Here is a 12,222-nt window from a genome sequence, read left to right on the forward strand (position 1 = left end):
CCTGGAGCATCTCGCGCTCGGGGGCGAACCAGAAGCCGTTATAAATGAGCTCGGCATAGCGCGGGGCGAGTTCGTCCTTGAGGTGCGCGGCGCCGCGGTCGAGCGTCAATTGCTCGATCCCGCGATGCGCGAGGTGATAGATCGTGCCGCCCGGCGTTTCGTACATGCCGCGCGACTTCATGCCCACGAAGCGATTCTCGACCAGATCGAGCCGACCGATGCCGTGGGTCTTGCCGAGGTCGTTGAGCTTCGCGAGCAAGGTCGCGGGGCTCATCCCCTCGCCGTTGAGCGCGACGCCATCGCCGCGTTCGAAATCCACCGTGATGAATTCGGGCGTGTCGGGCGCGTCCTCGGGGTTGTTGGTGCGCGAATAGACGTAATCGGGGACTTCCTCCCACGGGTCCTCGAGCACCTTGCCCTCGCTCGAGGTGTGCAGGATGTTGGCGTCGGTCGAGAACGGCGCTTCGCCGCGCTTGTCCTTCGACACCGGGATCTGGTGCTGCTCGGCGAACTCGATCAGCCGCGTGCGGCTGGTCAGATCCCATTCGCGCCACGGCGCGATCACCTTGATGTCGGGGGCGAGCGCGTAATAGCCGAGCTCGAAGCGGACCTGGTCGTTGCCCTTGCCGGTCGCGCCGTGACTAACCGCGTCGGCGTTGACCAGACGCGCGATCTCGATCTGGCGCTTGGCGATCAGCGGCCGCGCGATCGACGTGCCGAGCAGGTACAGCCCTTCGTATAGCGCGTTGGCGCGCATCATCGGGAACACGTAATCCTTGACGAATTCTTCCTTGAGATCGTCGATAAAGATGTGCTCGGGACGGACCCCGGCCTGCTCGGCCTTGCGCCGCGCGGGCTCGAGCTCCTCGCCCTGGCCGAGGTCGGCGGTGAAGGTGACGACCTCGCAACTGTAGGTTTGCTGAAGCCATTTGAGGATGACGCTGGTGTCGAGCCCGCCCGAATAGGCAAGCACGACGCGGTTGATGCTGGAATCGGTCATGCGCGCGCCCTATGCGAGCGATGGGACCGGTGCAACCGGGGGGAGCGTATGGCCGAAAACAAGACGCAGTTCACCGATGTGCCGGTCGACACGTTCCTGGCAACGGTCACGCCCGAACGCCGGGTCGCCGATGCGCGCGTCCTGATCGAGCTGATGAGGCGGCTGACCGGCGAGCCCGCGGCGATGTATGGCCCGTCGATCGTCGCCTTCGGTCAGTGTCGCTATCGCACCGCCGCCGGGCGGGAAGACGTGATGCCGCGACTGTGCTTCGCCCCGCGCAAGGCGGCGCTCGTGCTGTACGGCCTGCGGCGCGGCGCGAACCATGCGGCGCTGATGCCCCGCCTGGGCACATTCAAGGTCGCGGGCGGCTGCACCCATATCAAGGCGCTGGCCGACGTGGACATGACCGTGCTGGAGGCGCTGCTGACCGAGGCGCTAGCCGCCAACCGTGTCGCCTATCCGGACTGACCGCCTAGGCGTCGTTCCTCCTCGAGCATGTAATCGCGCGTGATCGGCAGCGCGTGGCGGTTGCGCGCGAACTGCAGCTGGTAATTGACCATTCCGCCGTAGCGGAAGCTGACGCACGAGCCGGCGAGGTAGAAGGTCCACATCCGGAAGAACTTCTCGTCGTACATCGCGACGATCTTGTCCTTGTTGGCGACCGCACGGTCGTACCAGGCCTGGAGCGTGTAGGCGTAGTGCAGCCGCAGCACCTCGCAATCGGTCATGTAGTAGCGCAGGCCTTCATAGCCCTTGGCGATCTCCGACAGCGCGGGGATGTAGCCGCCAGGGAAGATGTAGCGCGCGGTGAACTCGTCGGTGACCCCCGGCGCGCCCGCGCGGCCGATCGTGTGTACTAGCATCACGCCGTCGTCGGTCAGCAAGTCGCGGCATTTGCGGAAGAAGGTGCGGTATTGCGGCGGACCGACATGCTCGAACATGCCGACCGACACGATGCGGTCGAACTGGCCGGTCTGTTCGCGGTAGTCGGTGAATGCGAACTTGACGTGGTCCGACACGCCGGCCGCCGCAGCGCGTTCGTTGGCGACCTTGATCTGCTCTTCGCTGAGCGTGATGCCGAGCACGTCGACCCCGTAGGTCCGGTGCAGATACAGCGCCATCCCGCCCCAGCCGCAGCCGATATCGAGCACGCGCATGCCCGGCTTGAGCGCCAGCTTGGCGGCGATATGCGCCTTCTTGTCGAGCTGCGCCTGTTCGAGGCTCTCATTGTCCGGGTCGAGGAAGTACGCGCAGCTGTACTGGCGGTCGGCGTCGAGGAAGAGGTCGTAGAAGTCGTTGCCGATATCGTAGTGATGCTTGACGTTCTGGCGCGACACGCGCGTGCGGTTGAACTGGTCGAGCTTGCGCTTGACCCATGTCGTCGCGCGCGCGGTGGCCGACGGCATCAGCGCGCCGGTCGCCGCTTCCCAGCGGTTGTTCGCGCTGGCCAGCGCCAGCAATCCCATGATGTCGCCCTTGTCGATCACCACGCGGCCGTCGATCAGCGCCTCGGCCACGCCGAGCGACGGGTTGCGGACGATCGCCCCCGGCGCGCCCGCATCGGTGAAGCGGATCGCGATATCAGGGAAGTCGGGGTCCGGCACGCCGAAGTTCTTCGTCGAACCATCGGCATAGGTCACGTGGAGCGTGCCCCGCTTGAACGCGCGGGCGAAGAAGGTGTCGATCAGCGCCATAGGCTTTGGCTGCTAGTTGGCGATTACGGCGATGAAAAGACGATTCCTTTGGCAGACGGCACCGGCCCGCTCCCCCATCCGCGTGAGCGGATCAAAGCGCCTCTCAAATGCCCGCGTACCAATCGTAGCCGACGGCATCCTCCCAATACCCGCCCTGTCCGCCGCCGATCCCGGCCAGGCTGGCGACCGCGTCGACCCGCGCGACGTACTTGGCGTTCTTGTAGCCAAGCTGGCGTTCGACGCGCAGCCGCACCGGCGCGCCGTGGCCGACCGACAGCCGCTGGTCGTTCATCGCCCAGGCGAGGATCGTCTGCGGATGGAAGGCGTCGACCATGTCGATCGATTCGTAATAGGGTGCGCCGTGATAGAGATCGGCGCAGGTGAAGACGATGAAGCGCGCCGCATCACGCACCCCCGCCGCCTTGAGCAATGTCCCGAGCATCGGCCCCTGCCACTTGCCGATCGCGCTCCACCCCTCGACGCAGTCGTGGCGGGTGATTTGCGCGCGCTGCGGCAGCGCGCCGAGATCGGCGAGGCTCAGCGACAGCGGGCGAGTAACCAGCCCGCCTACCTGGACGCGCCAATCGGCGAAGCGCGCCGCGACATGGGCGTTGTAGTCAGGCGTCGCGGGATCGTGTGTGCCGTTGACGCGGAAGATCGGCGACATCTGGTCGGCGCGGAATTCGGGCGCGAGCGCGCCGCGATTGCTCAGCGCGCGCTGCGTCGCATGGTTGATCTTGTCGCCCGAGAACAGGATTTTGCGAAACGCCGGCTGGGTGCCGAGCTTGTCGCACCCCGACAGCAACAGCCCGGCGCCGACCGCACTACCCGCGACAAGCCCACGCCTGGTGATCAGCGTCATTCGGCTGCCTCCGGTTCGGGGACAGGACGGGGCGGAGGCTCGGGCAGTTTCCACCGCCCGGTGATCATCGACACGACCTCGCCGACCGGCCCGGCGAGGATCACCAAGGTCAGGTGAATGACGATGAACCCGACCAGCCCCGCAGCCGCGATGAAATGTACTGACCGCGCCGATTGCCGCCCGCCGAATATGTCGAGCAGCCACGGCCACGCGGCGTCCATCGCCGGCGACATGGCGAGCCCGGTGACAATCATCAGCGGGATCAGCACGAAGATCGTTACGACGTAGGACAGCTTTTGCAGCGTGTTGTACGCCGCCGGATCGTCGTGATTGTGGAAATCGAAATGCGCGTGCGCGACGGCATCCGCGATCAGATGTTTCGGCGCGATTTCCTTCGCGCGCACGCGCAGATCGTGCTGGAAATGGCGGTTGAGCAGGCTGGCGATCATGAACGCGAGCAACCCAAAGCCTAGCAACAGCGCAAAGGTCAGATGCCAGCGCCGCGCCAGCGCCAGGTTATAGCCCGACGGAATCGTCAGCCAGGCGGGCCAGTGCGGCGTGTTGAGCCAGGGATGATCGAAATTGGCGCCGTAATCGCCCCAATACAGATGCGGGTGCGCGTTGAGGATGGTCAACCCGCTGCCGATCATCACGAACACCGTGATCGCGTTTACCCAGTGCCAGATGCGCGTCGCCAGCCGGTGGCGATACACGGTCGCGGACGGCGAGGGATCGGGGGGCAGCGCAGCCTCTTCCATCGAACGACCTTACTCCCTCCCGGCGGCGGCGTAACCCTAGCCGTATGCGCGCGCGAAGAACACGATCACCGTCGCGCCCGTCACGAGTAACGTCCAGCCGCGCACCACGGATGCAGGCAATTTCTTGCCGACATGCGCGCCCGCCCATCCGCCGATCACCGCGCCCGCCAGCATCGGCAAGCACGCCCACCACCGCACCATCCCCGCCGCGATGAACACGACCGCCGCGGCGAGGTTGGCGACCGCGAGCATCAGCGTGCGCGGCGCGAACAGTTCGCGCGGACTGTGCCCGGCGAGCAAGCCGTAGGTCGCGGTGGTCATCAGCCCCACGCCGCCGCCGAAATAGCCGCCATAGACGCCGAGCAGCATCTGCGCGCTGAGCAGCGTCCGGCGCCCGATCGAGACGCGTCGTTGCAGCCAACCCGACGCGCTCTTGCCGAACGCGAGCACGACGAAGGCGTAGAGCACCAGCCACGGAATGATGACGTCGAACGCGCGGCTGGGGGTCAGCACGAGCAATACGCTGCCGACCAGCCCGCCCGCGAAGGTAATCGCCGCGAGCAGCTTGATCGACACCCCGCTGAGCGGCGCGAGCTCGTCGCGAAACGCCCAGGCGCTGGTCCCCGCCCCCGGCAGCAGCGCGACGTTGGAGGTGGCATTGGCGAGATTGGCCGGCAGCCCCAGCGCGAGCAACGACGGCAGGGTCGCGAACGTCCCGCCCCCCGCCAGCGCGTTCATCGCTCCGCCGACAAATCCGGCGGCGGCGGCAAGGGCAATCGTAGGAAGGTCCACTTATCCCCCGTCTTGCCGGACTCGTTCCGGCATCCACCGTGCCGCGAATGCACCGGGTGATCGTTCTTGCGGCACGGTGGACCCCGGAACAAGTCCGGGGTGACGGGTGAAGGTGAAGGAGCGAGCCCGGCCGCGTTATTGCTTGCGCCATCGTCCGACCTTAGGCTCATTCACCCGCGAGTGAGCGGCAGTTAGAGAGGAGGCCGAGATGACGCGGATCAGCCGGGACAATCCCTCCCGCCGCGATGTCGTGGCGGGCGCGACGGCGGCCGGCATGGCAAGCGCGTTGGCCGGTCCCGCGCTCGGCGCGCGGCGCGCGAGCTATCCGCCGGGCTTCCTGTGGGGCACCGCGATTTCCGCGCATCAAAGCGAGGGCAACAACACCAACAGCGATGCCTGGCTGATGGAAAACCTCAAGCCCACCATCTTCAAGGACCGGTCGGGCGACGCATGCGACAGCTATCATCGTTATGCCGAAGACATCGCGCTGGCGGCCAAGCTCGGGTTCAATTGCTATCGCCTCGGCATCGAATGGGCGCGGATCGAGCCCAACGAGGGGCATTTTTCCAATGCCGAACTCGATCATTACGCCAAGGTGCTCGAAACGTGCCGGGCGCACGGAATGCGGCCAATGGTGACGTTCAACCATTTCACCACGCCGCTCTGGTTCGCGATGCGCGGCGGGTTCGAGGTCGCGGACTCGCCAGCGCTGTTCGCGCGCTATTGCGGCAAGGCGGCAGAGCATCTGGGCGGGCTAATGGACCGCGCCACCACCTTTAACGAGGCGAATATCGGCCTGCTGGTGAGCGTCATGCCGCAATTGGCCGCCGGCATGGCCGTCGCCAAGGCATCGCTCGCCGTCGCGGCGAAGGCGACCGATTCGCCGCTTTTCTCCCGCCTCGCTTATGCCGATCCGGCGATCGCGACGCCGTTGCTGCAAGAGGCGCATCGTCAGGGCTATGACGCGATCAAGGCGGCGCGGCCCGGCCTTCCAGTGGGCGTGACGCTGACGACGCAGGACGTCCAGTCGGTCGGCCCGGCGTCGCTGGCGGACGAATACCGGCATCGGCTCTATGGCGATTGGGTCAGCGTCGCGCGCAGCCACGCCGATTTCATCGGCATCCAGACCTATACGCGGATCCTGGTCGGCCCCAACGGGCCGGTCGCCCCGCCGCCGGGCGCGGAAATGACCGCCGCAGGCTACGAATTCTATCCCGCCGCGCTCGCCAACACGATCCGCTGGGCGCATGCGGCGATCGGCAAGCCGATCTACGTCACCGAAAGCGGCATCGCGACCGACGACGACACGCGCCGCATCGCGTTCATCGACCAGGCGCTGGAGGGACTGCGCGACTGCATCGACGAGGGCATTCCCGTGCACAGCTACCTCTATTGGTCGTTGCTCGACAATTTCGAGTGGGGCGCCGGGTACGGCGTGCACTTCGGACTGGCCGCGGTGGACCTGAAGACCTTCAAGCGCACGCCGAAACCCAGCGCGTTTCACCTGGGCGCGATCGCCCGGGCCAACCGGACCTGACGCCTAGCCCAGAGCGGCAAGCTTTTCCTCGGCCTGACGGTCCAACTCCGCCCGCGACTTCTTCGCGCTGGCGGTCTTGAGCTGCCCGCACGCCGCATCGATGTCGCGCCCGCGCGGGGTGCGGACCGGCGCGGAAATGCCGGCCTCGAAGACGATGTTCGAAAACGCTCGTACCCGCTCGGGCGTCGATGTGTCGTACGGTGCGCCCGGCCACGGGTTGAACGGGATCAGATTGACCTTGGCGGGCAATTTGTACTTGCGGAGCAGCCGGACGAGCTCGTGCGCCTCGGCGTCGCTGTCGTTCTTGTCCTTGAGCATCACGTACTCGAACGTGATCCGCCGCGCGTTGTTGGCGCCGGGATAGTCGGCGCACGCCTGGAGCAGCTCCTCGATCCCGTATTTGCGGTTCAAGGGCACGATCTCGTCGCGGACTTCCTTGGTCACCGCGTGGAGCGACACCGCGAGGTTGACCCCGATCTCCTCGCCCGCGCGCGCCATCATCGGCACTACGCCACTGGTCGAGAGCGTGATCCGGCGCTTCGATAGCGCGAGCCCGTCGCCATCCATGACCAGCTTCAGCGCGTCGCGGACATTGTCGAAATTGTAGAGCGGCTCGCCCATCCCCATCATCACGATGTTGGTGAGCATCCGGCCCTCGGGCTGGCTCGGCCACTCGCCGAGCGAATCGCGCGCGAGCATCACCTGCCCGACGATCTCCGCCGGGGTCAGGTTGCGCACCAGCCGCATCGTGCCGGTGTGGCAGAACCGGCAATTGAGCGTGCAGCCGACCTGGCTCGACACGCACAACGTCCCGCGATCGGCATCCGGGATGAACACCATCTCGTAATCCTGCGCATCCGGGGATCGCAGCAGCCATTTGCGCGTGCCGTCGGTCGAGACTTGCTGCTCGATCACCTCGGGCCGGCTGATCGCGAAACGATTGGCGAGCCAGGGCTGCATCGTCTTCGCAATGTCGGTCATCAGCGCGAAATCGGTGACGCCGCGATTATAGATCCAGTGGAACAGCTGCTTGGCGCGCAGCTTGGCCTGTTTGGGCTCGAGCTGCGAGGTTTCGAGCGCAAGCCGCAGATCGTCCTTCGACAACCCGAGCAAGTCGATCCGCCCGTCGGCGCGCGTAACGGCGGCGCGCGGCACGGGTACGGGATCGATATGCCCGGGTATGGGCATAGGTTCGATTTGCCCGTAACCGGGCGGGAGGGCCGACGACGCTGTCTGCATGACGGCGCACATAGGCGAAAGTCGCGGACTTTTCTAGGTGGCGGCGCGCTTGCGGTAGGTGAAGTCGTAGGCGGGCTTCCACGTCTTGCCGTCGTCGGTCGAAAAGTCGCCCCGCTGGTTGACGCTGCCGTCGGTGTTGGGCTTGACGGTCATCCGGTTGGTGACCGGGCCGAGGCGCGAGGTGAGCACCATCGCGCCGCCCGCGACGCCGCCGGTCAGCGTCGATGCCGCGCCGCCATTGTCGGTGTAGAATTGCCGCCAGCCCTTGTCGGCGGGAACGTACGAACTGATGCTGCGGCCATGATAGTCGGTCGGCTTGCCCCCCGGGCCGATCGTCTGGTCGTAGGTCTCGCTGATCGCGCAGCCGACGATCTTCTCGATCCGGCTGTGCGCGATGACGCCGGGCGAGCCGGTCGCCGACACGTCCCAGTCACCGATCCAGAAATCGAAGGCACGGTGATCCGCGTCGCTGCAATCGACCTTGGGCGGGGCGGGCGGCGGCGTGGTCTGCGGCGCAGCGGCGAGCAGCAACGGAATCAGGATCATGCGGTCCTCCTATCGACGGCAAGCGAGCGCGGCGGCATCGATCGCGGTGGCGGCGCCGGACAACTGATACGTGTCCGCGAACGCCGATCCGTCGCGGCCGAGCGCCTCGACGCTCATCGAGCGGCCCGACCGCATCGCCGCGACGATCGCGGCGTCGGTGCGCGCGTCGGGCGCCCAGGCGTCGGCGTCGCCCGCGACCAGATCGAAGCGCCGCTCGCCGATCGACAGCGTGACGCGCGCGGATCCGGCGCGCGGGCGGCTCAAGCGAACGTGGAGCTGGTTGCGAATGTTCTGCCCGGGCCAGGTGGCGATACTGAGCGATCCGGCGCGTTGCGCGGGATCGACCGGCTGCGCGATCGCGAAGCAGCGGCGCGGGCTGGCGTCGCTGAACGCACCCCAGCTGCCATAGACGCCGATCGTCTCGCGCGGTGCCGCGAGCAGGAGGAGGAGCGCGAACATGCTCATACCACTTCCCCGCCGCCGCCGAGATGGACGATCGTCTCAACCCCGGCCTCGATCATCACCAGCGATCCTTGCGGTAAATGCCCCGCCGCCGGCGCGCCGAACCGCTCGACCACGGGCGCGCCGGTCATCACCCCGCGCATCACCCGGCTCGAAATGCCGTGCATGATGACCAGCCGGTCGCCTGGATCGTCGTCGGTGTCGGTGAGCCATCCCGACACGCGCTCGGCGATCTGATGATAAAGTTCGCCGTCGGGCGCCGAGAGCAGCAGCCCGCTCGGCCGGTCCACGACGTCGCCGACCTCGGCAATGACGTCGGCGTAATAGCGCCCGCCCCAGCTCCCCATGCCGATCTCGATCAGTCGTGGGTCGGTCTTCGCGCCATGCCAGTCGAGCCCGACATGCTCGGCCATCACCGCCAGCGTCTGGAGCGCGCGCCCGGTGGGCGACGCCCACAGCGTCAGCAAGGGCGTATCGCCCAACGCATGCCGCAACGCCTCCCCCATTTCGTCCGCCTGTGCGAACCCGGCGCGCGTCAGCGGGGTGTGCGGCGCCTCGCCCTGCAACCGTCCGGCGGCGTTGAACACCGTCTCGCCATGCCGCGCGATGAAATCGCGTCCCCGTCGCTGTGTCCGTGCCGCCATGACGCCAGCTTTTGGGGGAGGCCGCGGCAAAAGCAACGGGTTTCGGCACGCCAAAGCTCGGGCCGCGATTCATCCACAATTGCGCGCGTCGCGACGCCTTGCGAACGCTTGCCCCACGGCCAATTCTCGTTAAGGAAAGGAGACGGCTAACGCCCCCGGATTGTCTCTGTCTGGCGGGAAGGAAATGGGCGCCGGCCCGGGGGTACGACCATGAAGGCGACGATCGAACGTGCAACGCTCCTCAAGGGGCTGAGCCATGTGCAGTCGGTGGTCGAGCGCCGCAACACGATCCCGATCCTGTCGAACGTCCTGATCGACGCGACCGCCGACGGCCAGCTCAAGCTGATGGCGACCGACCTCGACCTCCAGATCAACGAAAGCGTCGCCGCCGCGGTCGATACGCCCGGCGCGACGACCGTATCGGCGCACACCTTGTTCGACATCGCGCGCAAGCTGCCCGAGGGCAGCCAGGTCAGCCTCGCGGCGGCCGAGGGGAAGATGACGATCATGGCCGGCCGCGCGCGGTTCCAGCTCGGGACGCTGCCGCGCGACGATTTTCCGGTCATCGCCGAGGGCGAATTGCCGGTGTCGTTCGAATTGCCGGCGGAAACGCTCAAGCAGATCATCGACAAGACCCGCTTCGCGATCTCGACCGAGGAAACGCGCTATTACCTCAACGGCATCTTCTGGCACGTGGCGGACGACGGCGCGCAGCCGGTGCTCAAGGCCGCCGCGACCGACGGCCACCGCCTCGCCCGCGTCACCCTGCCGCGGCCCGATGGCGCCGAGGGAATGCCCGACATCATCATCCCGCGCAAATGCGTGGCGGAGCTGCGCAAGCTGCTCGACGAGATCGACGGATCGGTCGGCGTGTCGCTGTCGAGTTCGAAGATCCGCTTCGACCTGGGGCAGGCGCTGCTGACCTCGAAGCTGATCGACGGCACCTTCCCCGATTACAGCCGCGTCATCCCCACGGGAAACGACAAGATCCTCAAGATCGACCCGCGCAGCTTCGAGGAAGGCGTCGACCGCGTCTCGACCATCGCCACCGAGAAAACGCGCGCGGTCAAGATGGCGCTCGACCGCGACAAGATCACGCTCTCGGTGACCAGCCCCGAAAACGGCACCGCTGCGGAGGAAGTCCCCGGCGACTACGCCGCGAGCGGGTTCGAGATCGGCTTCAACAGCCGCTATCTGCTCGACATTTTGGGGCAGATGGAGGGCGACACGATCGAGGTTCACCTCGCCGACGCCAGCGCGCCGACGTTGATCCGCGAGAACGACAAGTCGCCGGCGCTGTATGTGCTGATGCCGATGCGGGTGTGATCCCGCGCGAAAAGTCACACTAGGGTCACACTATCACGCTGCCTTTTCGGACGGCGGATGACTGCTATTGGGTGGTAAGCGGATGTTCGGCCTATACCCAGCTTGCTTGCCACCTATGACCGGCAAGACGCGAAATGTAATCGCCATGCATCGTGTCTTCTACTTCGCTAGCGAATGACCCGTGTGCGCCAATGACGCTTAGCCTTCCGGTCGATACCGCCCATTCGAGATAGGCGAGCACGTCATGGAACGCTCCTTCTCGCTCTTCTGTAAGGAGGTGGGCCAGTATTACTTTTTGGTCGGGGCCTAGGCCTTCGCAAAACTCTTTTCGCAAAACCTCGTCAGGCTCTAGAGGCAAGTCCAAATCATTCGTTCGCTCGGTATGGCCGTGTGCAGCTATCCTATTCGCCAAAACGGACTGTCGAGCGTCTTTAACCATCTCATCGATGAACGTCCGATATGTCAGTCCGGCTTGCTCATCGCTCATGCGGCAGTTCATCCAGGTGCGGTCAGCGCTTCGCTTAAATCATATTGCAGCGACGTCTGTTGCACAATGTCCGCAGATGGGTCGGATGTTGCCGCTCGGCAGCTCTCTTGACTCGTGCCCCCGATTCGCTTACTAACATCATTGTCAGTAAGGAATCACACCGATGGCCAAGCTCCCTCCCTTCCCCGGCACGACCGGACGCCGCGACTGGCGCACCGCGTTCGATGCGATCCGCAAGCTGCTCGCCAATGGCGACGACACGACGCAGGTGTTCCGCATCATGCGCGCGCTCAACGTCGGCAACGCGCCGATGAATTACGCCAAGTTCATCGCGACTGCCGAGGGCGGGCGGATGGCGTATGAGCGGCACGAGCTCGCGCAGGTCTTTTCGCAGCCGGGCTACGCCCGGCAATTCGCGCCCGGCACGGTCGGGGCCGCGTACAACCACTTCCTCGAATCGACGGGCTATTCGGCCGACGGCCTGGCCGAAGTGTCGAACATCAACCAGGAAGAGATGATGCTCCACCCCTACGCCTGGTTCGGGCGGCGGGTGCGCGACACGCACGACATCTGGCACGTGTTGACCGGGTACAAGGCGGACGAGAGCATGGGCGAAGCGGCGTTGGTCGCGTTCAGCTATGCGCAGGTCGGCGGGCTCGGCTGGGCATTCATCGGCGGCGCGGCGGCGCTCAAGAGCCGCAAGGTGACGGGCAACAACCTGTTCATGAGGGCGGTGTGGGAAGGCTATAAGCGCGGCAAGAAGGCCAAGTGGATTTCGGGCGAGGATTACGAGCAGCTCCTCCACGAGCCGCTCGACGCGGCGCGCCAGCGCCTCAACCTTGGCGAGCCGATCGCGTATCTGAAGGCGCAGCGCG

At 66.0% G+C, this 12,222-nt stretch carries 14 protein-coding genes; 4 read left to right on the forward strand and 10 right to left on the reverse strand.

Annotation, left to right across the window (positions count from 1 at the left end; translation table 11 throughout):
• A partial coding sequence (locus tag JWM94_RS10125) for an argininosuccinate synthase (protein WP_299425985.1) occupies positions 1 to 1,000 on the reverse strand: 1,000 nt, incomplete at its 3' end.
• A 48-nt stretch (positions 1,001 to 1,048) separates the two neighbouring features.
• Here JWM94_RS10125 and JWM94_RS10130 point away from each other — a divergent pair.
• Positions 1,049 to 1,468, forward strand: a complete 420-nt coding sequence (locus tag JWM94_RS10130; RefSeq protein ID WP_299425986.1) for a DUF1801 domain-containing protein — start codon at positions 1,049 to 1,051, stop codon at positions 1,466 to 1,468.
• Here the strand turns inward: JWM94_RS10130 and JWM94_RS10135 are convergent.
• The 4 genes from JWM94_RS10135 to JWM94_RS10150 form a co-directional block, all read right to left on the reverse strand.
• On the reverse strand, positions 1,456 to 2,694 hold the full coding sequence (locus tag JWM94_RS10135) for a cyclopropane-fatty-acyl-phospholipid synthase family protein (RefSeq protein WP_299425987.1): 1,239 nt from the start codon (positions 2,692 to 2,694) through the stop codon (positions 1,456 to 1,458). The genes JWM94_RS10130 and JWM94_RS10135 overlap by 13 nt on opposite strands.
• Before the next feature lie 103 nt (positions 2,695 to 2,797).
• Entirely contained in the window at positions 2,798 to 3,556 is a 759-nt protein-coding gene (locus JWM94_RS10140) for a molybdopterin-dependent oxidoreductase (RefSeq protein WP_299425988.1), read from the reverse strand.
• Positions 3,553 to 4,314 (reverse strand): cytochrome b/b6 domain-containing protein, encoded by a 762-nt coding sequence (locus JWM94_RS10145; RefSeq protein WP_299425989.1) that lies wholly within the window; start codon positions 4,312 to 4,314, stop codon positions 3,553 to 3,555. Before JWM94_RS10145 ends, JWM94_RS10140 begins: the two co-directional genes overlap by 4 nt.
• 36 nt (positions 4,315 to 4,350) lie before the next feature.
• Positions 4,351 to 5,106: a sulfite exporter TauE/SafE family protein gene (locus JWM94_RS10150; protein ID WP_299425990.1), complete on the reverse strand. Its 756-nt coding sequence runs from the start codon at positions 5,104 to 5,106 to the stop codon at positions 4,351 to 4,353.
• Between the two features lie 208 nt (positions 5,107 to 5,314).
• Between JWM94_RS10150 and JWM94_RS10155 the strand changes: the two genes are divergently transcribed.
• A complete protein-coding gene (locus JWM94_RS10155; RefSeq protein WP_299425991.1) occupies positions 5,315 to 6,643 on the forward strand; it encodes a glycoside hydrolase family 1 protein in 1,329 nt (442 codons plus the stop codon).
• A 3-nt stretch (positions 6,644 to 6,646) separates the two neighbouring features.
• Here JWM94_RS10155 and rlmN read toward each other — a convergent pair whose 3' ends face one another.
• The 4 genes from rlmN to JWM94_RS10175 are packed head-to-tail and all read right to left on the reverse strand — an operon-like array spanning position 6,647 to position 9,534.
• The gene (gene rlmN / locus JWM94_RS10160) at positions 6,647 to 7,882 is read right to left on the reverse strand and encodes a 23S rRNA (adenine(2503)-C(2))-methyltransferase RlmN (protein WP_299425993.1); all 1,236 of its coding nucleotides are present in this window, start codon (positions 7,880 to 7,882) and stop codon (positions 6,647 to 6,649) included.
• Between the two features lie 33 nt (positions 7,883 to 7,915).
• Positions 7,916 to 8,428 carry a hypothetical protein gene (locus JWM94_RS10165; protein ID WP_299425995.1) on the reverse strand — a complete coding sequence of 171 codons (513 nt, stop codon included), beginning with the start codon at positions 8,426 to 8,428 and terminating at the stop codon, positions 7,916 to 7,918.
• A 9-nt stretch (positions 8,429 to 8,437) separates the two neighbouring features.
• Positions 8,438 to 8,893 (reverse strand): hypothetical protein, encoded by a 456-nt coding sequence (locus tag JWM94_RS10170; RefSeq protein ID WP_299425997.1) that lies wholly within the window; start codon positions 8,891 to 8,893, stop codon positions 8,438 to 8,440.
• Entirely contained in the window at positions 8,890 to 9,534 is a 645-nt protein-coding gene (locus JWM94_RS10175) for a histidine phosphatase family protein (protein ID WP_299425999.1), read from the reverse strand. The genes JWM94_RS10170 and JWM94_RS10175 overlap by 4 nt, the downstream gene beginning before the upstream one ends.
• Before the next feature lie 210 nt (positions 9,535 to 9,744).
• Between JWM94_RS10175 and dnaN the strand changes: the two genes are divergently transcribed.
• Positions 9,745 to 10,860 (forward strand): DNA polymerase III subunit beta, encoded by a 1,116-nt coding sequence (dnaN, locus tag JWM94_RS10180; RefSeq protein WP_299426002.1) that lies wholly within the window; start codon positions 9,745 to 9,747, stop codon positions 10,858 to 10,860.
• 91 nt (positions 10,861 to 10,951) lie between these two features.
• Here dnaN and JWM94_RS16115 read toward each other — a convergent pair whose 3' ends face one another.
• Positions 10,952 to 11,359: a DUF6547 family protein gene (locus tag JWM94_RS16115; protein ID WP_367185881.1), complete on the reverse strand. Its 408-nt coding sequence runs from the start codon at positions 11,357 to 11,359 to the stop codon at positions 10,952 to 10,954.
• Positions 11,360 to 11,510: 151 nt separating this feature from the next.
• Between JWM94_RS16115 and JWM94_RS10185 the strand changes: the two genes are divergently transcribed.
• Positions 11,511 to 12,222 (forward strand): Coq4 family protein (locus tag JWM94_RS10185; RefSeq protein ID WP_299426004.1); only part of this gene is annotated, 712 nt, incomplete at its 3' end.

This window comes from Sphingomonas bacterium (assembly GCF_028289855.1).
In the GTDB taxonomy this organism is placed as follows: Bacteria; Pseudomonadota; Alphaproteobacteria; order Sphingomonadales; family Sphingomonadaceae; genus Sphingomonas.